The organism is Mycoplana sp. BE70, assembly GCF_031455855.1.
Taxonomy (GTDB): domain Bacteria; phylum Pseudomonadota; class Alphaproteobacteria; order Rhizobiales; family Rhizobiaceae; genus Mycoplana.
In genome coordinates this window covers 108017-129940 of the sequence record NZ_JAVDTM010000005.1, presented here as the reverse complement: position 1 = coordinate 129940, position 21924 = coordinate 108017, and the positions used below count along the sequence as shown (strand labels likewise).

Sequence of the window (21924 nt, the reverse complement as noted above, 5' to 3'; positions counted from 1 at the left end):
CGCCTCACAGCCCAGCAAGCAGCGGCGAGAAGCCGCCACGCCGATAAGGTTCCGACCGCATCAACAGGTCGATGCCGAGGCTGCCCACGTCGTCTGCAATAGGCTCGGCACCGGAGGATTTCTGCTGGTAGATGATCTTCGTCCAGCTCTGGCATTCCTCGCAGGTCTCGGCCTTGACGACTCCGTCGCCGTCCGAGACCTCCTTGTAGCCGACGCCTTTGGTGGAGCCGCAGCAGGTGCATTTGATGCGCACGTAGTGCCACATCGCATTGCACAGCGAACAGGCGCAGAAGCGCGCGCCATGCGCACCGGTCCAGCCGACGACCATGGACGAGCAGGGGAGGCTTCCGCAGATCGGACAGAGACCATCGGCAACGGGCCTTGCGGCCTTGGGATCCAGCCGCGATGCCAGGCCCGAGAAATACACCTGAAGCCCGGACCAGACATAGATGTGCTCGGCGATCGCATCTTCCGGCAACCTGCCGGAGAAGATCGTATCGACCATTGCCCGCCGCTCCTGCCGGCCAACGCTGGCGACTTTCGCGAGCGCCGCAGCCGCGCTCTCAGGCATTTCGACCCCGGCGGCCGCTGCAAAAAGCCGGTCGAAGACGACGCCGAGGCTGTCGTCGTCCGCGCCCTTGTCGCGATCGATGAGGGGCATGCCGAATTCGTGCGCACGGCCTATCGCGGCCGGATCTGGCGCGTGGGTCGGGACGGGATCCGCCTGGACGAGGGCTTGCGTATCGGTGAGCGCCGCAACGAACGTCAGATAGGGTTTGAGCGGACTGAGTTCCGCGAGCTGGCGCAAGCGCGCTGCGCGATCGGCAAAAAGCGTGGAAGGTTCAGGCAATCGCACAAAGGGGGGCGAGGAAACGTCACCGATTGCCGTTGGATCCGGTGCCAGATCTGGCTTGCCTGTCATATCGCTCCCTTACGGACCCGCCGGGCCACGTGGAATTCCATCGACATTGCCGCATCATGCCCGGAAACCGTTCATCCGGGAAGACCGGCAGTTTCTTTATTCATTCCGCCGGCGTCGTTCCCGAAGGCCCGTGCCTGTTCCGGGAAACCAGTTCGCGCAGCCATTTGCGGTGATGCCGCCACGCCCAGCCGCCGGTCACGGTCCCACGCGTCATGGCGCTGATCGTGCCGCGAACCCAGATCGCGGCATAGACATGCACGATCCAGACGCAGATCGCGACAACGGCGGCGACCGAATGGACCAGCAGCCCCCAACGCTGTTGCTCGATGGTGGTGTAGGCGCCGAAATACTGCTGCCAGATGATCATTCCGGAGGCGATCAGCACGACGATCAGAATCGACATGGACCAGAAGACGACCTTCTGGCCGGCATTGTACTTGCCGACCTCCGGCAGCTTCTCTTCGTTTCCAGCCAACACGTCATTGGCCTGTGCCACCCACTGGGTGTCGACGCGCTGCCACAGATTGGCACTCCAGAATCGCAGGAACAATCCGAGGAAGCTGAAGAAAAGGACGACGCCGATCCATGGATGGATCGTGCGGGTCCACTGTCCGCCACCGAACAGGCCGGAGAGGAAAAACAGCGCCGGATGGAACATTGCCAGTCCGGAGAGTCCGAGCAGCACGAGGCTGATCGCGGTGATCCAGTGATTGACGCGCGCTCCGCCCGAATACCGGTGCACCCTCACCGGTCTGCCGGGTATGATGCTGTCGCCCCGCTCGACGTCGTAGTCCACCTTGCTCATGAGCGTTCATCTCCCGTGAGCCGTTCGGCCTGTTCCTCATCCTGTTCGGTCACGACGTTCGGGCCACTGAACAGGTAGTGCAGCAGGCCGCCTGCAGCGGCGAGACCCATGACCGCCATGCCGGCATATTTGGTTGCGCCTTTCCAGACCTCGACCACCCGGCTAATGTGCGGGTCGTTCGGCAGGCCCGCATAGATTTCCGGCTTGTCGGCGTGGTGCAGCACATACATGACATGCGTGCCGCCGACGCCGGGCGGGTCATAGAGCCCGGCATTGGCAAAGCCGCGCGACTTCAGATCCTCGATGCGGCCGTTGGCCCACTCTTTCATCTCGTCCTTCGTGCCGTAGACGATGGCCTGAGTCGGGCAGGCCTTGGCGCAGGCCGGACCCTGGCCGACGGCGATGCGGTCGGAACAGAGCGTGCACTTGTAGGCGGTGTGCGTGACTTCGGAGATGCGCGGGATGTTGAAGGGGCAGCCCTTGACGCAATAGCCACAGCCGATGCAGTTCTCGTGGACGAAGTCGACGATGCCGTTGGAATATTGCACGATCGCGCCGGGGGCGGGACAGGCTTTGAGGCAGCCCGGATCCTCGCAGTGCATGCAGCCGTCCTTGCGGATCAGCCATTCGAGATTGCCGGTATCGGGGTTGTCCCATTCAGTGAAGCGCATCAGCGTGAAGGTGTTGGGTGTCAGATCGTGCGGGTTGTCGTAGACACCGACGTTGATGCCGACTTCCTCATGGGTGTCGTTCCATTCGGCACAGGCCGCCTGGCACGCCTTGCAGCCGATGCACTTCGTGACGTCGATGAGCTTGGCGACCTCTGTCTGGCGTTCAGAGGGCGGCGTTACCGTCGATGCCGACCGCCTGATCAGATCCTTCTCGCCGAAGCGCGGCTCCTGCGGCGCGGTGTCGGGATTGGGAACGGGTGCAAACATCTTCATTCCCTCCCTACGCCACCGGCGCCGTGCTGCGCTCGATGTTGACGAGGAACGCCTTGAACTCCGGCGTCTCGATGTTGGCATCGCCAACGAAGGGGGTGAGCGAGTTTGGCCCGAAGCCCTTCCGGGCAGCACCGGTGAAGCCCCAATGCAGAGGGATGCCGACCACATGCACCGTCTTGCCGTCGCAGGTCAGCGGCTTGATGCGCTTGGTCACCACCGCCTTCGCCCTGACCTCGCCGCGCTTCGACCAGACCCGCACCCAGTCGCCCTTGGCAATGCCCTTCTCTCCCGCCAGCTCCTCCGAGATCTCCACGAAGAACTCCGGCTGCAACACCGCATTCACGGTGACGTGCTTGGTCCAGTAGTGGAAATGTTCGGTCAGGCGATACGACGTCGCCGCATAGGGGAACTCCTCCGACGCGGTCTCGGCGAATTGCTTGAAGTCGTCGTCGAAGACGCGGGCGACCGGATTGCCGCGGACGTTGGGAGCAATGGCATTGGCCACCGGCGATTCGAACGGCTCGTAGTGCGCCGGGAACGGTCCGTCGCGCATCAGCCCCCGCGAGAAAAGGCGCGAGACCCCTTCCGCGTTCATGATGAACGGCCCGACCTCATTCGGCTTGGCGGTCGGGGCGATGTCCGGAACGTCGTAGCCGCTCCATTTCTCGCCGCTCCACTCGATCAGCTTGCGGCTCGGGTCCCAGGCCTTGCCGTTGAGATCGGCGGAGGCGCGATTATAGAGAATGCGCCGGTTGGCCGGCCACGACCAGGCCCAGTTGCCGAAGACCCCGGTCTCGTCGGGGTCGTGGTTGTCGCGACGGGCCATGTTGTTGCCGGCTTCCGTAAAGCAGCCGGCATAGATCCAGCAGCCGCTCGCCGTCGAGCCGTCGTCGCGCAGCACCGCAAAGCCTGGCACCTGCTTGCCGGCTTCCAGCACCACCTTCGTCGGGTCGGTCGGGTCCATCAGCGGCGCCAGCGCCCGGCCGTTCAGCTCCCTGGCCAGTTCGTCGGCCCGCGGTTCGCCCGGATCCTCGTAACGCCATTCGAGATTGAGGATCGCGTCGGGGAACGCGCCGCCCTCGTTGCGGTAGAGATCCCTCAGCCGCAGGTAGAGCTGCCCCATGATCCAGTTGTCGTTCTTCGCTTCACCTGGAGGCGTGGCCCCCGGCCAGTGCCATTGCAGCCAGCGGCCGGAATTGGTGAGTGCGCCTTCGTCCTCGGCAAAACAGGTCGAGGGCAGCTGGAACACCTCGGTCTGGATCGAGGCCGTGTCGACGTTGTTGTAGTCGCCGTGGTTCTCCCAGAAGCGGGAGGTTTCCGTTTCCAGCGGATCGATCGTCACGAGGAACTTCAGCTTCGACAGGGCATCCGTCATCTTCTTGCGGTTCGGCGACGCCAGCAGAGGATTGAAACCCTGGCAGACATAGCCGTTGACCTTGCCCGCATTCATCATGTCAAAGATGCGCAGCATATCGTAGCCCGACACGTCGAGCTTGGGCAGCCAGTCATAGGCGAAGTCGTTTTCCGGCGTCGCCGCCGGACCCCACATCGCCTTCTGGAAGCTGACGAAGAACTTCTTGTAGTTCTGCCAGTAGCTCGTCTGGTTCGGCCGCAGCGGCTTGTAGGCGCGCGTCGACATGTAGGTTTCCAGGTCGACTTCCTTCTCCAAGGGGATGTTCATGTAGCCGGGAAGGAGGTTCGACATCAGCCCGACATCGGTCAGTCCCTGGATGTTGGAGTGGCCGCGCAGGGCGTTCATGCCGCCGCCGCGCACGCCGATGTTGCCGAGGATCAGTTGCAGCATCGCCATGCAGCGGATGTTCTGCGAGCCCTTCGAATGCTGCGTCCAGCCCAGCGCGTACATCGACGTCATCGTCTTGGTCGGCGACGAGCATTCCGAGATCATCTCGGCCACCTTCAGGAATTTCTCCTTCGGCGTGCCGCAGATCCGCTCGACCATGTCCGGCGTAAAGACTGAGACGTGTTTCTTCAGCAGGTTCCAGACGCAACGCGGGTTCTGGAGCGTGTCGTCCACCACCGCAAAACCGTCGGGGCCGATCACATATTCCCAACTCGAGCGGTCGTAGTCTCGCCGGGCTTCGTCATAGCCGGTGAACAGGCCGTCCTTGTAGTCGAACCCGTCCTTGACGATGTAGCTGGCGTTGGTGAAGGGCTTGACGTAGTCCCACTGCACCTTGTTGTTCTCGATGCAGTAATTGATGACGCCAAGCAGGAAGGCGATATCCGTACCCTGTCGGATCGGGGCATAGAAATCGGCGACCGATGCGGTGCGGGTGAAGCGCGGATCGACGACGATCAGCCGCGCGCCGCGGTTGGCCTTGGCCTCCGTCACCCATTTGAAGCCGCACGGGTGGGCTTCCGCCGCATTGCCGCCCATGACGACGACGAGATCGGTATTCTTGATGTCGGTCCAGGAGTTGGTCATTGCTCCGCGGCCAAATGATGGGGCGAGACTCGCCACCGTCGGGCCGTGTCAGACGCGTGCCTGGTTATCGAATGCGACTATCCCTGTGCTGCGCACCACCTTGTAGGTGAGAAACGCCGTTTCGTTGGTGGTGGCGGAAGCGGCCAGGAAACCGGTCGACGTCCAGCGGTTCACCGTGACACCGGCTTCGTTCTTCGCAATGAAGTTCGCGTCGCGATCATCCTTCAAGTGCCGGGCGATCCGGTTCAGCGCATCATCCCAGGAGATCTGCTCGAACTTGTCGGAACCGGGCTTGCGCACCATCGGATACTGCAGGCGGGTCTTCGCCGTGACGAAGTCCTTCAGCGCCGCGCCCTTGGGACAGAGCGTGCCGCGGTTGGTCGGGTGATCCGTGTCGCCTTCGACGTGGATGAGTTCGGCTTTCTCGCCCTTGCGCACGTCACCCCTGGAATAGAGGATGATGCCGCAGGCGACCGAGCAATAGGGACAGGTGTTGCGGGTTTCGGCCGTGTTGGTCAGCTTGAAGGGACGGATCGCTGCAGCATAGGCGCTTTCCACCGCGCCGAAGCCGAATGAACCCATCGCCGTCGCGGCTGCCGTCGCCCCGACCCCGCCGAGAAACTGCCGGCGAGAGAGTTCCACGTTCATGGCATCACACCTCCGCTGTTGCTGTCCCGAACGGCATTTCGGCAAGTTCAGGCAATCAATTAACCCGGTGCATTAAGCAGTTCACCGCAATAAGACCGAACTGTCAACATTGCTCTTTCGCAATCTATGATGCGTGTCGACGCGACCTGCTTCAGGAAGGGTTGTGTCGACGCGCATTGACGTGACGAGCCAAACAACTCAGATTGTAATGGTGACTTCTCTGCCAGCTCCCGGGCTCCGCGGCGCCAAAAAGTCCGCGGCGCGCCGACCATGCGACTGACCCTTTGCCGGAGGCCACCATGGACATCAACGCGCCGATCCGTCTCAGCACGCTTGCCCACGGCGGTGGTTGCGGCTGCAAGCTCGCTCCTGCGGTCCTGCAGGAGCTTCTCGCCGACCAGCCGACTATGCAGCCCTTCAAGCAATTGCTCGTCGGCACCGAGACCGGCGACGATGCCGCCGTCTGGCAGCTCGACGACGAGAATTGCGTGATCGCCACGACCGACTTCTTCATGCCGATGGTCGACGATCCGTTCGATTTCGGGCGCATCGCCGCCACCAACGCCATTTCCGATGTCTATGCCATGGGCGGCACGCCAATCATGGCGCTGGCGATCCTCGGCATGCCGATCGACAAGCTTCCCGCCGAGATGATCTGCGCCATCCTCAAGGGCGGGGCGAGTATCTGCGCCGAAGCCGGTATTCCGGTGGCCGGTGGCCATTCCATCGACGCGCCGGAACCGATCTACGGCCTGGCGGTGATCGGCATCTGCAAGCGTGCAAACCTGCGCAAGAACAGCGGTACGGTGCCCGGCGACGCGCTCATCCTGACGAAACCGCTCGGCGTCGGCGTCTATTCAGCAGCCTTCAAGAAGGAGAAGCTCGGTTCCGACGCCTATGAAGAGTTGATCGCTTCGGTGACGCTGCTGAACAAGATCGGTGCGGAACTCGGCAGGAATTCGGCCGTCCATGCGATCACCGATGTGACCGGTTTCGGCATTCTTGGTCATGGATTGGAGATGGCGCGCGGTTCGGGTGTCGGCATGACGCTGCATTACAACGCTCTTCCTTTCCTCAAGGAGGCGGAAGCGCTCGCCGAACAGGGGTTCGTCACCGGCGCCTCGAACCGCAACTGGGTCAGCTATGGTGACGGCGTCCGCCTGCCGGACGATCTGCTGTCGTGGAAGCGGCAACTGCTGACCGATCCGCAGACATCGGGCGGATTGCTGGTTGCCTGTGACCACGGCCGAGCCGAAGAGTTGCTGCGCGACATACATGCCGCGGGATATCCTGCCGCGGCGATTGTCGGAAAGGTCGAAACCGGTAGCGGACTGAGGGTTCTCCCCTAGCAAAGCGTTGGTTTCTGCGGAATGTCGGGCCTGCACACACCGCTTGGCGTGGTGGATTGCGGGGAGTGGGCGGAGCGAGATGTTCGCCCACATGGACACTCACACGCCGAACACGATTGCGCCCGCCGTCAATCCCGCGCCTGCTGCCGTCAGCAGCAGTTTCTCTCCAGGCATCAGCGGCCGGTCTCGATGCGCCATCGACAGGGACAGCGCGATCGTCGCCGCCGAGGAGTTGCCATAGTCCTCGATCGTGCGGACGGTCGTTTGCGGATCTATGCCAAGCCTTCCGGCGACGGCATCGAAGATCCGGGCGTTTGCCTGGTGCGGCACGAAGCGGTCGATTCCTGCCGCGTCCAGGCCGGCATCGCTGAGCGCCCGGGCGCCACACCCCGCCATCATATCCACGGCTCGTGCGAACACCTCGCGGCCATCCCGCATCGTCATCAGGAAATCCTCTGGCGCCAGACCAGCCGCGAAGGGTCTGTTGCTGCCGCCGGCCGCAATGGAGATCAGGTCGTAGCGGCTTCCGTCGGAGGCGAGATCCACACCGAGAATTCCTTTTCCCGTCTCATTCGTCGGAGCGAGGACGACAGCACCGGCGGCATCGGCAAAGAGAACCGCACTTGCCCGCTCCGCCGGGTTGATCCGCCGGCTGAGGATATTGGCCGCCACGATCAGAACCGGCTTTGCCTGGGTGCGGACGAAGCCGTCGGCAAGCGTCAAGGCGTAGAGAAAACCCGCGCAGGCGCCGGCAAGATCGATCGCGCCACTGTTCGCAAGCCGCAGCCGATCGGCGAGGAGCGGGGCCGAGGGCGGCAGCAGATGATCGGGGGTCGACGTGGCCAGCAGGGTCAGCGCGATGTCGTTTCTGGCAAGGCCGGCATCGTCGAGAGCCGCCTCCGCCGCCCGCGCGGCAAGCCCGCTCAGCGTATCGGCGTCCTTGACCCAGTGCCGCGCCCGGATCCCGGTCCGCCGTTCGATCCAGCCCGGCTCCAGTCCGAGCCCTTGTTCGATTTCGGCATTTTCGACGCGGCGGGACGGAACGGCATGACCGAGTCCGGCCAGGTACGACGAGCGGGCCCCCCTCATAGTTGCCCCGTCTCGAAAAGACCCGCCGCTTCGTCGATCGCGTCATAGGCCCGGTCGAGATCGCTTTCTGTGACGCAATAGGGAGGCATCAGGTAGATGACGTTGCCGAGCGGGCGGATCAGCAGCTTCCGCGCCCGGAAATGGGCCCGCAGGCGCGGTCCGACCTCCGACAGGTAACCGCCTCGTGGCACGACAAGGTCGAGCGCGGCGATCGTTCCGGCCTGGCGAACATTGGCGAAGCGCGGATCGGCCTCGAAGCGGGCAAGCCTCGTCCGCTGGAGGTCCGCAAGGGCCGCAACCCGCTCGCCGACAGGTTCGTTCCGCCAGACGTTCACGTTGGCAACGGCGGCTGCGCAGGCGATCGGGTTGGCCGTATAGGAACTTGAATGGAAGAAGGTCTTGCTCCGGTCCGGCGATCGATGCGCCTCGAAGATTGGAGCGGTGCAGAGCGTCGCCGCCAGCGGCAGCGCGCCGCCCGTCAGTCCCTTGGAGGTGCAGAGGATATCGGGGGTGATCTGCGCCTGCGTACAGGCGAAGAGGCTGCCGGTCCGGCCCCAGCCGGTCATCACCTCGTCGGCGATCATCAGCGTGCCGTGCCGTTCGGCGATGCGCTTCAGTTCCCGCAGCAGCGCCGCACCGTACATCTTCATGCCGCCGGCACCGAGGACCAGCGGCTCGATCAGCAGTGCAGCCACTTGGCGCGATTTGCACGCTTCCTCGAAGGCATCGAGCGTGGCCTGCTCCTTGCCGGCCTCAGGAAAGGGCAACCGGTCGACCTCGAACAGCAGCGGCTGATAGGCCGCGTTGAACACGCCGCGCTCACCGGTCGACATCGTGCCGATCGTATCGCCGTGGTAGCCATGCTCCATCACCGCGATACGGTTGCGAGGCCTGCCACTATTGTGGAAGAAGCCGAGCGCCATCTTCAACGCGACCTCGACCGCGGTCGATCCGCTGTCGGAGTAGAAGACATAGCTCAGGCCGGCAGGAGCAAGCTCGATCAGGCCGCGGGCCAGTTCTTCCGCGGGTTCATGCGTGTATTCGGCAAAGATGATCTGGTCGTAGGTTTCACACGCTCTTTGGATCGCGTCCATGATGGCCGGATGGCGGTGTCCGTGGGTTATCACCCACCAGGAGGAAATCGCGTCGAGGATCGCTGCGTCGTCCTCGTCAATGAGATAAGCACCCTCCGTGCTTGCGATCCGCTTCATCGGCGGTTCCAGCGCGTGCTGGGTGAAGGGGTGCCACACGGGCGAGCGCATCATCTCGGCTCCGTTCGAAACAGGTCGATGTCGAAATTCTCTCGGAAGACCTGCCGCAGACTTTGCGGGGTCACGGGGTCCAGCTTCGGTAGGCGGCCGAGCGATCGGACGCCTCCCAGTTCGGCAAGGATGGTCTGGGTGTCCTCCTGCGGTTCACCGATGAAGGCGACGCCGAAGATCGGAATGCACCGCGCGCGCAGCGCCTCGAGGGACAGCAGAGTGTGGTTGATCGTTCCAAGGCCCGTGCGGGCGCAAAGGATTACCGGGATCTGCCAGCGGGCAAACACGTCCGCAAAGACGACCCGCTCGGTGAGCGGCACCAGCAGCCCGCCGGCGCCCTCAATGACCAGAGGCGCGTCCACCACCGGCGGCGCGAGCGTCTCAAAGTCGATCCGCACGCCGTCGATGCTGGCCCCAAGATGCGGCGAGGCAGGGGTGCGCAGGCGGTAGGCTTCGGGATGGATGCGTGCAGATGGGATTCGGCCGAGCCGCCGGACGGTTTCGCTGTCCGTTTCATTCTCCAACCCGGATTGCACCGGCTTCCAGTAGAAAGCTTCAAGCGCGTCGGTCAGGGCGGCGGAGAAGACCGTCTTGCCGATGCCGGTATCGGTGCCGGTGATGACGAAGCGCGGGTTCATGGCTTCTCCTCATCCAGGGTTGCCGCAAGCGCTTCGAACAGGCGCGAGATCGTCGGCCTGTCGACGTTGAGCGTGATGGCGATCCTCAGGCGCGCCGTTCCCTCTGGCACGGTCGGCGGCCGGACCGCGCGGATGTCGAAGCCCTTTTCGTGCATGCGCATAGCGATCCGCACGGACAGCGCGTTGTCGCCGATCCGGACGGGCAGAATCTGCGATCCGCTGCCTTCCATATCCAGAGCCCGGGCCATCTCGGCATTGGCGAAGAGTTGCAGTGCCGCCAAGGCTTCCTGACGCTCCGGTTCGTCGGAGAGCATGTTCAAGGCTTCGCGGACGCCGGCCGCCATCAGCGGTGACGGCGCCGTCGAATAGATGAAGCCGCGCGCCCGATTGACTAGGTAGTCGCAGAGCGTTCCGCTCGCGCCGACAAGCGCGCCCGCAAGTCCCAGCGCCTTGCCGCAGGTGTGGACGACGATGATGTTTTCCCGCGGTTCCAAGCCGGCGGCGAAGCCGCGCCCACCGGGTCCGAAAACACCGGTCGCGTGCGCCTCGTCGATCACCAGGAAGCCGTCGTGCCGCGCGGCCAGTTCCGCAAGCTCGGCCAGCGGGGCACAGTCTCCGTCCATCGAATAGAGGCTCTCGACCACGATCCATGGATGGTCGGTGCCGCCGGCCTTTCGCCAATTGCGGATGGCATCGGCAAAGGCGTCGACATCGTTGTGCGGCACGCCCACCGCGGGCGCCTTGCACGCCGCAATGCCGTCATGCACGCTGGCATGCACGAGCGCATCGTGGACGATGAGATCGTCGCGTTGCGGCAGGGTGGAAAAGAGCGCGGTGTTGGCGGCATAGCCGCTGCCGAAATAGAGCGCGCGTTCCGAGCCGAAATAGGCGGCGGCCTCGGCCTCCAGCGCCTCATGTTCCGGATGATTGCCGCGCAACAGTCGCGAGCCGCCGGCGCCGGCCGGCACGCCTCGCTCGATGGCAGACGTGACCGCGGCCTTGAGGCGCGGCGCGTCGGCGAGAGCGAGATAATCGTTGGAGGTGAAGTCGATGCCGCCCGGCGGCAACAGCACCCGCCGCCGTCCCTTGCGCTCCAGCCCCGCCAGTGTCCGCTCGTAGCGGACGAGGGCATCGCCGATCATGCGCGCGACTCCAGTTCCATCGGCTTCAAACCGAGACGGCGGAAGAGGCCGGCATCATGATCCTCGCCCGGATTGTCCGCGGTCAGCAGCGTTTCCCCGATGAAGATCGAATTGGCGCCGGCAAAGAAGCAGAGCGCCTGCGTCTCGTCGCTCATCTCGGTCCGCCCGGCCGACAGGCGGACATGGGATTTCGGCATCAGGATACGGGCAAGCGCTACAGTGCGTACAAAGTCGATCGGATCGACCGGTGCCGCGTCGGCCAATTTCGACCCCGGGATCGGGATCAGCATGTTGATCGGCACGCTCTCGGGCGGGGAGGGCAGGTTGGCGAGGGTCACCAGCATCGAGATGCGGTCCTGCGCCGTTTCCCCCATGCCGAGAATGCCGCCCGCACAGACCTTGATTCCGGCCTCGCGCACATTCGAAAGCGTTTCCAGCCGATCGGCAAAGGTCCGGGTGGTGATGATATCGCTGTAGAAGCGTTCGGAGGTGTCGATGTTGTGGTTGTAGTAGTCGAGGCCGGCATCGGCGAGGGTCGCACTGTGCGCCGGCGACAGCATGCCCAGCGTCATGCAGGTTTCCATGCCGAGCGCCTTGACGCCACGAACCATGGCCACGATCGCCTCCATGTCGCGGTCCTTCGGGCTGCGCCAGGCCGCGCCCATGCAGTAACGCGTGGCACCACCCTCTTTGGCCTTCTGCGCCTCGGCGATCACCCTTTCGACCTCCATCAGCTTCGAGGCCTTGAGACCGGTCGGATAGTGCGCCGACTGGCTGCAATAGCCGCAGTCCTCGGCGCAGCCGCCGGTCTTGATCGAAAGCAGCCGGCTCATCTGTACGGCATTCGGATCGAAATTCGCCCGATGAATGCTGTGCGCACGAAAGAGAAGATCGTTGAACGGCAAATTATAGATTTTTTCCGCTGTCAGAAGAGTCCAAGTTTCCAGCGCATCGGTTGATACGTGATCAGTGTCGGCCGTCTCGCCCAGCATTTCCGGCATTCTTGTTTCCTTCGCCTCGAATCAAAATAGATAGAATGAGATTTTATCTATAATTTGCGACGGCATGAGGAAACACAAGCGCCCAGACGGCGAGGGGCGCCGGTTCTTCAACCATTGGAAGTGAAAGCAGAACTGGGGAGAGGTCAGCCGACGATGGCAAAGACGTCGCGCGTGGCGCCGGACGCGCTCTTGACCGGCCGTTGGCCGATCCATTGGACGTGCCGTTCCAGGACCGCCGCGGCGTTGTCGATCTTGCCCTGACGCAGAAAGGCCAGGATCGCCCGGTGGTCGTGGTCGGTCCGCACTTCCCATTCGGACCGCCAGGTCGCAAACAGAAAGCGCGCGCTCGCCGCGTGCAGGTCGTCGATGGCGGCGAGCAGGCGCGGCATGCCGCAGGGTGCAAGAATCAGCCGGTGAAAGCGCCGGTTGGCGTCTTCCCAGGATCGGACGTCGCGCGAATTGTCGCCGGCGACGGTTGCCTGCTCGGCCTCGTCGAGGATGGAGGGCGTCAGGTGCGGTGCGGCGTGCCGCAGCGCCAACACCTCGAGCGCCGCCCGCATCTGTGCCACCTCGCGAACCTCCTTGAGGTCGAACGAGGCGACGCGCACGCCGCGCCGTGGCTCGCTCACTACCAGTCCCTGCGCCTCAAGGCGGCGAAAGGCCTCGCGCACCGGCACATGGCTCGCCCCGAATTCCTCGGCGAAATGGTCCTGCCTCAGCTTCGTCCCCGGAGCCAGATCGCCGGTGACGATCCGGTCGGCAAGGATGCGGCTGATGCGACTGGCAATGGTATCGTCGTTTGGTGCGGTCATGTGTTGCGGATCAGTGCTTTTGGATGAGTTGCACCCGCTCTTATGTCAGATCGCCGGCATGGTGGCGAGCCCTGCCGCACGGGGCTGGTCGGCGCGGAAGACGTCGCCCACCGGGATCAGGATCAGCTCTTCGCCGCGCCGTTGCAGGAACAGCGCGTCAAGGCTCTGTTTCCGTGCCAGTGCCTGTCCTTCCGCCGGCCCCAGCACCATGAACGCCGTTGCCCAGGCGTCGGCGTCCATGCAGCTTTCGGTTACAACCGAGACGGATGCGGTTCCATTGTCGGCCGGTCCGCCACGCGTCCGGTCCATGGTGTGTGACAGGCGCCTTCCGCCGACGTCGACCCAATGGCGATAGTCGCCCGAGGTGCCGACGGCGGCGTCGCGCAATGCGATCAGGCCGAGCGGGCTACGCGCCTCGAAGTCGGGCTTTTCCACCGCCACCAGCCATGGCGTGCCATCGGCCCTGGTGCCGCGCGCCTTCACTTCGCCGTCGAGGCTGACGAGCGCGCCCGCAACGTCGAACGCCTCGACCGTCCGCATCATTTCGTCGACGGCAAAGCCTTTGGCGATGCCGGAGAGATCGAGCGCAACGGGTGCGTGCTTGCGCGCCCGGCCTGCCGACCGATCCAGTTCCAGGACGGCATGGGTTGGCGGCAGCCGCACCCGAAGCGATTGCCGGATCAGTCCCGCGTCAGGCCCGGATCGATCAGGCCCGAAGCCCCAGGCGTTGACCAGGGCGCCGACGCCGATATCAAAAGCGCCGCCTGAGGCAACGCCGATCTCCAGCGCTCGCTCCAGCACCTGCATGAACTCGGCGGGCAGGGAAAGCCAGGTGCCGGGCGGTGCCGCATTGAAGCGCATCAGGTCGCTGTCCGGCTTCCAGGTGGACATCTGCAGGTCGACGCGGCCGACGGATCGGCTCAGCGCCATCCTGATCGATTCGATGTCGGTCGCGGGCGGTGTGTAGACCAGCGCCGACCACCGTGTTCCCATGGTGGCGCCGCTCAGGGCGTGGCGGATCAAGTCAGAAGACATCTTCGACATATCTCCCCTGAGCCTTCAAAACGATCGGGTCGAGGTTGGCCGGGGCCAGGATATCGGTGAGGGCGGCCATGACGCCCGCGGCCATGTCGCCTCCGCCGCACACCATGATCTGCGCGCCGGCAGCGACGAGGGCGCGGAGGCGGCCGGCGTCTTCGCGGAGGCGGTCCTGCACGTAGCTGCCACCCGACACGCGCGAGAAGGTCGTGCGCAGGCTCGTCAGCCGGCTTTCGCCAAGCCAGCGCTCGATCTCGTGCTGGTAGAGGAAATCCGACCCCGGATCGCGCGCGCCGAAATAGAGATGCATCGGCCGGGCATCGTCGTTGGCTCGGATCGTACCCGCGAGTGGCCCGACGCCTGTGCCTGCACCGATGAGGATGACCGGCGCCTTGCCGCGCATAGGTCGGAAGCTTGGGTTGGGCTTGATGAAAGCCGCGACGGTGTCCCCTGGGCGCAGAGCGTGGAGGTAACCCGAGCACAGGCCGCCTGGATGCTTGCGCACGCAGATCTCCAGAAAACCATCGCGCGACGACGAGGCGAGCGAATAGTAGCGCGGGATCGTGCAGCCGGGCGGGACGATGCCGATGAGATCGCCGGCATCGAAGCGCGGCCATCCGCGTCCGGACAGGCGCTCAAGCAGGCTACGCTTTGCAGGCGCAAAGCGCAGGGTGGCGGTCGGCGCCTGGACCTCGGCGCCGTAGTCGCGGCGCGAAACCAGTGTCAGCGCATTGGTGCGCGGCATCCCCGGCCTATGGTCGAGCACGAGGTTCTTGCCGAGGACCGCCGACAGTGCCTGTCCCCAGCGGGCAAACTCCTGCGGGCACTGCCGGTTGATCGTCTCTGCAGGCATCAGGAAGCGCCAGCCGTTGCGGGCAAGTGCCGATTCGACGTCGCGGGAGAACTGGCAGAATTTCGGGAACTGTCGATCACCGAAGCCGAGCACGGCCACCGGATAGGCGGGCGGGGATCCGACCTTTTCGATCCGATCGAGAAACGAGCGGGAGTTGGCGGGCGCCTCGCCGTTGCCGTATGTGGCCGCAAGGATGAACATTTGACGGCAGGCTGGATAGGACTGTGCCAGCTTGTCCATCGGGGCGGCATGCACCTTGTGCCCGGCGTCTGCCAACGCCTTGTGCAGCGTCGCGGCAAACCCCCAGGTGCTTCCGCCCTCGCTGCCGACCAGAATGATCGTGTCGGCGGACGCAGTGGCGGCGTTTGCAGCGATCCGCGGACGTCCTTGCCGGCCGGACCACCAGACGATGGCGCCCGTCGCGCTGAAGAGCGGGACGCTGAGCGAGGTTATGCCGAGGATCAGGCCCAGCCACCACAGGCCTTGTCCGGTATGCAGCATCCGAATGAACCCGTAGATCTGCTGCGGCAACGGTCGATCCTGCCATGCCACCATCGCGCCGGTCGCCGGGTCGATCAAACCTGAGCCGCCAATGGTCTTGAGTTCCAGGGCGCCTTTGGGATCGCTCACATCGGGAAAGGTCAGATCGCGCAACTCCGACAAGTCGAATCCCTGCAACGCTTGGATCTGCTCGATCGGCAGGTGCGGGCCGCCGCTGATTTCGACGGGAGCGTCAAAGGCCGGCGAACCCTTGCTGGGAACGAGCCCGAATGTTGCTGCCGACATATAGAGCGCGGTGAGGGCGGACAGCAGAAGACCGGCAGCTGCCAGCCGTCCCATCTCGACATGCAGGCGCTGGGAGCGGCTGCCCCGCGCACGGCCGAAAAGATGGCGCCAGCCGCCCATGCGCCGCGCCGTCATCTGCAGCCCCGTCAGGGTCAGCAGAAGCATGGCTGCGGCGCCCAATGCCGCAGCGACCCGCCCGCCATCGCCGAGAAAGAGCGAACGGTGCAGGTTCTTCGTCCAGCGTTCGAAGGATGATCGCTCATAGGCGCCAAGGGACTGCCCTGTGTTGGGATCGACGACAACCGCCGCCGGGCGGTCGTTCTCGAAATGATGGACGATGATCGTACCTGCCGGGGTTCGCTCGATCTCTTCGATGCCCTGGTAGGTTGCCGCGATCCGTCCTGCCAGTTCCGCAACGGTGACTTGGCCTTCGGCAACGCTGATCGCCCCGGCCCGTTCCATGGCTGGGACCACCGACAGTATCGCGCCGCTGACCGCGAGAACACTGACGAGAAGAGCGGCAAGAAGGCCGGAAAACTTGTGCAATTGACGCAGCATGGGGTCAATCCTCGATACGTGCGTTACATGCTGTAGGTGAAGGAACGGACATAACGGCGCCCCGATGTCGCCTGACCGGAACCGCCGGCGGTCAGGGGTACGACCACATCGGCGGGACTGTCGCGCATGTCTTCGACTGCCGCATCGATGTGCAGTTCATAGCCGGCGTCGAACAGGGCGTCGGCTAGGTCCAGGGTGATCTTCAGCGTTCGGCCGGCCCCGACGCTCGCGCCGGTGATGCCGCTGATCTCGGCGGTGTCTCCGCCTGAAAGGCGTGCCCAGTCGCTGAGGTGGCTGTAGTACTTGGATTTGCCTCCCGCCATCCAAAGGGTCCCTTTGTAGGCACCGGCCGCGTCGGTGACGTAGAGCGTCAGATAGGCACCGTCTCCGCCGTAATTGTCGAGCGTCGTCGTCAGGGTGACAGGCCGGGCCAGGGCCAGCCCCGGCAGGGTCAGCGCGGTGGTGAGGACCAGACCGGCGATCAGCGACTTCAGCATGGGTATCTCCATTGGTTGTTATGGCCCGGAGATTGTGGTTGCCGACTGACCACCCCCTGAAGCTTCGCGCAATTCTGCTTCAGCTTGCCGTCAGCTTTCCGCCGCTCGAAAACAAAACGCCCCGCACAGGGCGGGGCGCGCGTTGTTTCGGACAGGCTGACGGGCGTTACTGGACCTCGACCTTTGGCGGGGTGCCGCTGCCGAAAAGCCCGTTATTGGGGGGTGTTGTCGTTCCCGAAGTGGTCGTCTTGTTGCCGCCGTTGCGGTCGCGATCGCCTTCATGTTCCTCCTCGTGTTCGCGACGCTTGTTTCGATCGCGGTCGCCGGCATACTTCATGCCCATGACCTCGAGCGTGCCGGGATTGACCTTCGCCCGCAGGTTCCGGCCGTCCTTGTCCTGTGCCCGGATCTTGTAGCAACCATCATCGGTCTTGATCTTTTGAATGGTCCAGCCGCGGGCTTCCGCCATTTTTTGCACCGCCTCGCGAGGCTGCCAGCTGGCCATCGGGACGTTGCAGTCGTCGTCGTCATCATCCGCCATGACGGCGCCGGCGCCCAGTCCGCAGAGGACAATGGCCGCAAACAGGATGGTCTTCTTCATGATCGTACTCCGCATCAGGCTTGTCGTAGGCTTGTTTTGAGGCCACATCCTTACCGGCAGCTGAAGTTGGCCGATTTTCAGCTTAAGCGAGCCGTCAGTTTCGCGCGGTAGTGAAAGGCGGCAAAGTCGAATGGAACTTCCGATGCGGATATTGCTGATCGAAGACGACACAATACTGGGCGCTGCGGTGCGCGACCAGATCAACGCCGACGGCCATTGCGTTGATTGGGTCAAGCGGCTCGACATTGCGGCCGACTATGCCAACAACGCCGCCTATGACCTCGTTCTGCTTGATCTGATGCTGCCCGACGGACGCGGGATCGGCTTCCTGCGAAACCTCCGCGCAAAGGGGGATGTCACGCCGGTAATCATCCTGAGTGCCCTCGACCAGGTCTCCGACCGCATTGAGGGACTGGACGCCGGCGCCGACGACTACATGATCAAGCCCTTCGACCTGTCGGAACTGTCCTCCCGGCTCAAAGCTGTTGCGCGGCGCTATGCCGGCAATCCCAACCCCCTCATCGAGATCGGCGACCTGCAGATCGACCTGGCGTCCCGGTCGATCCGGCGGAACGGCAAGAACATCGGCCTGACGGCGAGAGAATGGGTCCTCTACGAGGCTTTCCTTCAGCGACCAGGACAACTGATGTCCAAGGCGCAACTGGAGGAGCGCCTCTATTCCTTCAGCACCGACGTGGACAGCAACACCATCGAGGTGCACGTCAGCCGCTTGCGCAAGAAGCTCGGTCACGGCGCCATCGATACGGTGCGTGGTGTCGGCTATCGCCTTGGGACGACCCCATGAGGGCACCTCGCAGCCTGCAATGGCGCCTTTCCCTCTGGCTGGGAATGGGCATCGCATTGCTGTGGCTTGCAACGGCGCTGGTCACGATCCGCAACCTGCGCCATGAGTTGGACATTGTCTTCGACAGTGCCCTGGAGGAGACGGCGCAGCGAATTCTGCCCCTTGCCGTCCTTGATATCATCGGTCGCGAAGACGAAGGCGTCACCAGCCAGAAAATCGCCACCCTTCGCACACACGACGAATACTTCACCTACGTTGTTAGGGACGACAAAGGCAACGTTCTCCTGCGCTCGCACGGTGCGGACGATGCGAATTTTCCGCCCTATAGCGGGATGGGCTTTGTCAATTCGCCGACCCACCGCATTTATTTCGATGCTGCGTTGCAGGGAACGGTGACGATTGCGGTTGCCGAGCCGCTGGCGCACCGCCGCGCGGTGGGGAACCAGACGTTCTTCGGGCTTATGCTGGCCTTCGGCCCCCTCGTGGTGCTCAGCCTTTTGGGCGTTTGGCTCATCGTCCGGGTATCGATGGCGCCCGTTCGGGCGTTCCGCACCGGCATCGAACAGCGTGGCGGCGGCGATCTGACTCCACTTCCCGCCGTGGAATTGCCCTCGGAAATCGAGCCGGTTGCGGAAGCGCTGAACAACCTGCTGGATCGGCTGCGCCGCGTGCTCGAGGCCGAGCGCAGCTTCACCGCGAGTTCCGCCCACGAACTGCGCACGCCGGTGGCTGCGGCGCTGGCCCAGACACAGAGACTGATTTCCGAATCGACAGATCCCTCGACCCTCGAGCGGGCAACGCAGATCGAGACGGCCCTGCGCCGGCTTGCGCGGCTATCGGAGAAGCTGATGCACCTGGCGCGGGCGGAGGGCGGGCGTCTTCAGGTGGAGCAGGCAGCCGACATTGCGCCGGTTCTTCGGATGGTCACGAAGGAGATGGCGAAGGACGCCGCCGACCGCATCGAACTGTGCCTACCGCTCGGTCCGGTCCTGTCGAGGATCGACCCGGATGCCTTCGCCATCCTGTCGCGAAACCTGATCGAGAATGCGCTGAAACATGGGGCGCATGACGACGCGATCCATGTCGGCTTGTCGGAAGAGGGTGTCCTTGTCGTCACCAATGCCGGATCTGCAGTCACGCCGGAGACGCTCGCGCGCCTCACCCGCCCCTTCGAGCGCGGCGACACGCGCGCCAGCGGTTCCGGGCTCGGCCTTGCGATCGCAAAAGCGATTGCCTCCGGTGTTGGCGGCGCACTGACGCTCACCTCCCCGCTGCCCGGGCAGACTGGTGGTTTCGAGGCGAAGTTCGACCCCAGCCCGGATGACTTCCGCAAGGGCGTCTTTTCGTGATGCACTTTACCCGATCTTCTCGACAACCGGCGGAATCTGCACCACTTTCAGGTCCGAGTTGCCGGAATCGATGATCTCGAAGACCGCGTCGAGCATTCCCGGGACATCCTGCCGAACCATTTCGATATGGTCGCCAAGCATGGCGACAAACGGATCCCAGTCGAAGCAGCCGAGCATTGGCATGCCGTCGGTATACTGGCCCGAACGACGGATCCAGCGCATGACGCCTTCAAGGGAAATCGTCGAGTTGACAAACATGCCTTTCGGCAAGGTCCCGGTCTTTTCCGCAAGCTGCCGCATGGCAGTCTCGGCCTTTTCGGGAGCGTAGCCGCAGGTCAGGATGAGCGATTCATCGATGGCCACGCCCGCTTCGGCATGGGCGGCGCGAAAGCCCCTGACGCGCTCTGACGTATTGTGGTCGGTGCCCCGTCCGCCGATGAACAGGAGCGGTGTCATTTCCCCATACTCCTTCTGGCAGTTTGCCAGCACGCGCCGCGTCAGCTCGAGGGCACCGCCGAAGTTGTCGGAAATCACGGAGGGGGCTCGTGATCCCGGCAGGTCGAGGTTCACGGTGCGAACGCCGGCCGCCGCGCATAGCTCAACGATGCGATCCGGATCGGTCGCACCGGTCGCGATCAGACAATCAACCCGATAAGAAAGCATCGCACGCGCCGCCTCCAGTTCCAGAGCCGGGTCGCGGCGTGTGCAGGTCACGATCGGAAACAGTCCCCTCTCGCGGGCCATGGCTTCGAATTGCTCCACAATGGAGCCGAAGTAGCGGTTGTCGTACTTGGGCACGATCATGCCGATGATCTTCGATCGGTCGCGGCGCAGCACGCTCGCCTGCATGTTCAGCGCATAGCCCTGCTCCTCGGCAAGCCGGGTGATCCTTTCCGCAAGCTGGCTGCTTATGCGGCGCTTCTTCCAGTTGCCGTTCAGGACGGCACTTACTGCGCTCGCCGACGTCCCCGCCAGCTCCGCCAGATCGTAGATCGTCGTCCTCTTGGTCTGCATTCCACGCTTCACGAATAACGCCTCCACTTTCGAGTCACCTTGACATCAATAGCCATAGGTGGCAATTCTGCTTCATCGATTGAGCAAGCGTGCTCAATCGATGAAGTGCCCCAGCAAAGCGCAAGCTGACTCAGGGAGGAGTCGGATCAGGAACCGATGTGATCGACGCGGCAGCGCAGCTGCAACGAACGATCACGCGCGCCGCGAGAGCGCGTGGCGGAACGAGATCCGAAGTCTGACAGCCTCCCCCGGAAGCTTCTGCTCGCCGGCCCAAATCATTTGTGGAGGAAACATATGAAGACGCTCACTTACTTGCTTGCCACGACCGGTCTGGCCGTGTCTCTCGGCGGCGCTGCGATGGCGCAGGAAGCAGCAACCGTTGCCTTTCTCATGCCGGACCAGGCTTCGACCCGCTACGAGCAGCACGACTATCCGGGCTTCAAGGCGGAGATGGAAAAGCTTTGCCCGAGCTGCACGGTCATCTATCAGAACGCGAACGCGGACGTGGCGCTCCAGCAGCAGCAGTTCAATTCCGTGATCGCCCAGGGCGCCAAGGTCATCGTCCTCGACCCGGTCGATTCGGCCGCTGCCGCAGCACTGGTCGAGATCGCCCAGTCCCAGGACGTCAAGGTCATCGCCTATGACCGCCCGATCCCGGACAAGCCGGCGGACTACTACGTTTCCTTCGACAACGAGGGCATCGGCCGGGCGATCGCCCAATCGCTCGTCGATCACCTGAAGGCTTCCGGGATTGCCGACGGCGCCGGCGTGCTTCAGATCAACGGCTCGCCGACCGACGCCGCCGCCGGCCTGATCCGCGACGGTATCGATTCCGCGCTCGACGCATCCGTCTACAAGACGCTCGCCGAATTCGATACGCCGGACTGGGCGCCGCCGAAGGCACAGGAATGGGCTGCCGGCCAGATCACCCGCTTCGGGGACCAGATCAAGGGCATCGTCGCCGCCAACGACGGCACGGGCGGCGGCGCCATCGCGGCCCTGAAGGCCGCCGGCGTCAAGCCGGTTCCGCCGGTGACCGGCAACGACGCGACGATTGCAGCCCTTCAGCTGATCATTTCGGGCGACCAGTACAACACGATCTCGAAGCCTTCCGAAATCGTTGCGGCCGCAGCGGCAAACGTTGCCGTCAAGCTGCTGAAGGGCGAGACGCCGGAAGCCCCGAACTCGCTCTACAACACGCCCTCGCAGCTGTTCGTCCCGGCGGTCGTCACGGCGGAAAACATCAAGGCCGAAATCTTCGACAAGGGAATCAATAAGCCGGAAGAAATTTGCACCGGAGAGTATGTTGAAGGTTGCCGCAAACTTGGCATCATCAACTGACGCTGCCCACTAACGTGCCCGGCC

Annotated in this window: 19 protein-coding genes; 4 read left to right on the top strand and 15 right to left on the bottom strand. The window is 63.9% G+C overall.

Going from position 1 to position 21924, the window contains the following annotated elements:
* Positions 1-4: 4 nt before the first annotated feature.
* The 4 genes from fdhE to fdnG form a co-directional block, all read right to left on the bottom strand.
* Positions 5-922: a formate dehydrogenase accessory protein FdhE gene (gene fdhE, locus J2Y48_RS10955; protein ID WP_310417116.1), complete on the bottom strand. Its 918-nt coding sequence runs from the start codon at positions 920-922 to the stop codon at positions 5-7.
* Between the two features lie 100 nt (positions 923-1022).
* A complete protein-coding gene (locus J2Y48_RS10950) occupies positions 1023-1727 on the bottom strand; it encodes a formate dehydrogenase subunit gamma (RefSeq protein ID WP_310417113.1) in 705 nt (234 codons plus the stop codon).
* Complete coding sequence (gene fdxH, locus J2Y48_RS10945) at positions 1724-2665, bottom strand: formate dehydrogenase subunit beta (RefSeq protein ID WP_310417110.1); 942 nt, start codon at positions 2663-2665, stop codon at positions 1724-1726. Before fdxH ends, J2Y48_RS10950 begins: the two co-directional genes overlap by 4 nt.
* A 13-nt stretch (positions 2666-2678) precedes the next feature.
* Entirely contained in the window at positions 2679-5765 is a 3087-nt protein-coding gene (fdnG, locus tag J2Y48_RS10940) for a formate dehydrogenase-N subunit alpha (protein WP_310417107.1), read from the bottom strand.
* A 299-nt stretch (positions 5766-6064) separates the two neighbouring features.
* Here fdnG and selD point away from each other — a divergent pair, with 299 nt between their 5' ends.
* Positions 6065-7114 carry a selenide, water dikinase SelD gene (selD, locus tag J2Y48_RS10935; RefSeq protein WP_310417104.1) on the top strand — a complete coding sequence of 350 codons (1050 nt, stop codon included), beginning with the start codon at positions 6065-6067 and terminating at the stop codon, positions 7112-7114.
* Between the two features lie 99 nt (positions 7115-7213).
* On the opposite strand, the gene J2Y48_RS10930 is transcribed toward selD, so the two are convergent.
* From J2Y48_RS10930 to J2Y48_RS10885, 10 genes are all read right to left on the bottom strand, one after another.
* Entirely contained in the window at positions 7214-8203 is a 990-nt protein-coding gene (locus tag J2Y48_RS10930) for a beta-ketoacyl-ACP synthase III (RefSeq protein ID WP_310417102.1), read from the bottom strand.
* A complete protein-coding gene (locus tag J2Y48_RS10925; RefSeq protein WP_310417099.1) occupies positions 8200-9468 on the bottom strand; it encodes an adenosylmethionine--8-amino-7-oxononanoate transaminase in 1269 nt (422 codons plus the stop codon). Before J2Y48_RS10925 ends, J2Y48_RS10930 begins: the two co-directional genes overlap by 4 nt.
* Positions 9465-10103, bottom strand: coding sequence for a dethiobiotin synthase (bioD, locus tag J2Y48_RS10920; protein WP_310417096.1), 639 nt, complete (start codon positions 10101-10103; stop codon positions 9465-9467). Before bioD ends, J2Y48_RS10925 begins: the two co-directional genes overlap by 4 nt.
* Positions 10100-11245: an 8-amino-7-oxononanoate synthase gene (locus tag J2Y48_RS10915; RefSeq protein WP_310417093.1), complete on the bottom strand. Its 1146-nt coding sequence runs from the start codon at positions 11243-11245 to the stop codon at positions 10100-10102. The genes bioD and J2Y48_RS10915 overlap by 4 nt, the downstream gene beginning before the upstream one ends.
* Entirely contained in the window at positions 11242-12246 is a 1005-nt protein-coding gene (gene bioB / locus J2Y48_RS10910; RefSeq protein ID WP_405030205.1) for a biotin synthase BioB, read from the bottom strand. Before bioB ends, J2Y48_RS10915 begins: the two co-directional genes overlap by 4 nt.
* A gap of 143 nt (positions 12247-12389) precedes the next feature.
* Positions 12390-13058, bottom strand: a complete 669-nt coding sequence (locus J2Y48_RS10905) for a GntR family transcriptional regulator (RefSeq protein WP_310417090.1) — start codon at positions 13056-13058, stop codon at positions 12390-12392.
* A 45-nt stretch (positions 13059-13103) separates the two neighbouring features.
* Positions 13104-14102: an FAD:protein FMN transferase gene (locus J2Y48_RS10900; protein ID WP_310417086.1), complete on the bottom strand. Its 999-nt coding sequence runs from the start codon at positions 14100-14102 to the stop codon at positions 13104-13106.
* Positions 14083-16293 (bottom strand): PepSY domain-containing protein, encoded by a 2211-nt coding sequence (locus J2Y48_RS10895; RefSeq protein ID WP_310417083.1) that lies wholly within the window; start codon positions 16291-16293, stop codon positions 14083-14085. Before J2Y48_RS10895 ends, J2Y48_RS10900 begins: the two co-directional genes overlap by 20 nt.
* Before the next feature lie 23 nt (positions 16294-16316).
* On the bottom strand, positions 16317-16787 hold the full coding sequence (locus J2Y48_RS10890) for a DUF2271 domain-containing protein (protein ID WP_310417767.1): 471 nt from the start codon (positions 16785-16787) through the stop codon (positions 16317-16319).
* Between the two features lie 169 nt (positions 16788-16956).
* The gene (locus J2Y48_RS10885; protein ID WP_310417080.1) at positions 16957-17391 is read right to left on the bottom strand and encodes a PepSY domain-containing protein; all 435 of its coding nucleotides are present in this window, start codon (positions 17389-17391) and stop codon (positions 16957-16959) included.
* A 142-nt stretch (positions 17392-17533) separates the two neighbouring features.
* Here J2Y48_RS10885 and J2Y48_RS10880 point away from each other — a divergent pair, with 142 nt between their 5' ends.
* Entirely contained in the window at positions 17534-18196 is a 663-nt protein-coding gene (locus J2Y48_RS10880) for a response regulator transcription factor (protein WP_310417077.1), read from the top strand.
* A complete protein-coding gene (locus tag J2Y48_RS10875; protein ID WP_310417074.1) occupies positions 18193-19545 on the top strand; it encodes an ATP-binding protein in 1353 nt (450 codons plus the stop codon). Before J2Y48_RS10880 ends, J2Y48_RS10875 begins: the two co-directional genes overlap by 4 nt.
* A gap of 6 nt (positions 19546-19551) precedes the next feature.
* On the opposite strand, the gene J2Y48_RS10870 is transcribed toward J2Y48_RS10875, so the two are convergent.
* Positions 19552-20559: a LacI family DNA-binding transcriptional regulator gene (locus tag J2Y48_RS10870; protein WP_310417071.1), complete on the bottom strand. Its 1008-nt coding sequence runs from the start codon at positions 20557-20559 to the stop codon at positions 19552-19554.
* Between the two features lie 294 nt (positions 20560-20853).
* Here J2Y48_RS10870 and J2Y48_RS10865 point away from each other — a divergent pair, with 294 nt between their 5' ends.
* On the top strand, positions 20854-21900 hold the full coding sequence (locus tag J2Y48_RS10865) for a sugar ABC transporter substrate-binding protein (RefSeq protein ID WP_310417068.1): 1047 nt from the start codon (positions 20854-20856) through the stop codon (positions 21898-21900).
* The last annotated feature ends 24 nt before the right edge of the window (positions 21901-21924 follow it).

What these genes read in the sequence shown, in the direction of transcription:
- bioB (WP_405030205.1), bottom strand. Translation starts at nt 12,246, where the DNA reads ATGCCGGAAATGCTGGGCGAGACGGCCGACACTGATCACGTATCAACC.
- bioD (WP_310417096.1), bottom strand. Translation starts at nt 10,103, where the DNA reads ATGAACCCGCGCTTCGTCATCACCGGCACCGATACCGGCATCGGCAAG.
- fdxH (WP_310417110.1), bottom strand. Translation starts at nt 2,665, where the DNA reads ATGTTTGCACCCGTTCCCAATCCCGACACCGCGCCGCAGGAGCCGCGC.
- J2Y48_RS10905 (WP_310417090.1), bottom strand. Translation starts at nt 13,058, where the DNA reads ATGACCGCACCAAACGACGATACCATTGCCAGTCGCATCAGCCGCATC.
- J2Y48_RS10900 (WP_310417086.1), bottom strand. Translation starts at nt 14,102, where the DNA reads ATGTCGAAGATGTCTTCTGACTTGATCCGCCACGCCCTGAGCGGCGCC.
- J2Y48_RS10880 (WP_310417077.1), top strand. Translation starts at nt 17,534, where the DNA reads ATGCGGATATTGCTGATCGAAGACGACACAATACTGGGCGCTGCGGTG.
- J2Y48_RS10915 (WP_310417093.1), bottom strand. Translation starts at nt 11,245, where the DNA reads ATGATCGGCGATGCCCTCGTCCGCTACGAGCGGACACTGGCGGGGCTG.
- J2Y48_RS10875 (WP_310417074.1), top strand. Translation starts at nt 18,193, where the DNA reads ATGAGGGCACCTCGCAGCCTGCAATGGCGCCTTTCCCTCTGGCTGGGA.
- J2Y48_RS10930 (WP_310417102.1), bottom strand. Translation starts at nt 8,203, where the DNA reads ATGAGGGGGGCCCGCTCGTCGTACCTGGCCGGACTCGGTCATGCCGTT.
- J2Y48_RS10895 (WP_310417083.1), bottom strand. Translation starts at nt 16,293, where the DNA reads ATGCTGCGTCAATTGCACAAGTTTTCCGGCCTTCTTGCCGCTCTTCTC.
- fdhE (WP_310417116.1), bottom strand. Translation starts at nt 922, where the DNA reads ATGACAGGCAAGCCAGATCTGGCACCGGATCCAACGGCAATCGGTGAC.
- selD (WP_310417104.1), top strand. Translation starts at nt 6,065, where the DNA reads ATGGACATCAACGCGCCGATCCGTCTCAGCACGCTTGCCCACGGCGGT.
- J2Y48_RS10885 (WP_310417080.1), bottom strand. Translation starts at nt 17,391, where the DNA reads ATGAAGAAGACCATCCTGTTTGCGGCCATTGTCCTCTGCGGACTGGGC.
- J2Y48_RS10925 (WP_310417099.1), bottom strand. Translation starts at nt 9,468, where the DNA reads ATGATGCGCTCGCCCGTGTGGCACCCCTTCACCCAGCACGCGCTGGAA.
- J2Y48_RS10870 (WP_310417071.1), bottom strand. Translation starts at nt 20,559, where the DNA reads ATGCAGACCAAGAGGACGACGATCTACGATCTGGCGGAGCTGGCGGGG.
- J2Y48_RS10865 (WP_310417068.1), top strand. Translation starts at nt 20,854, where the DNA reads ATGAAGACGCTCACTTACTTGCTTGCCACGACCGGTCTGGCCGTGTCT.
- J2Y48_RS10950 (WP_310417113.1), bottom strand. Translation starts at nt 1,727, where the DNA reads ATGAGCAAGGTGGACTACGACGTCGAGCGGGGCGACAGCATCATACCC.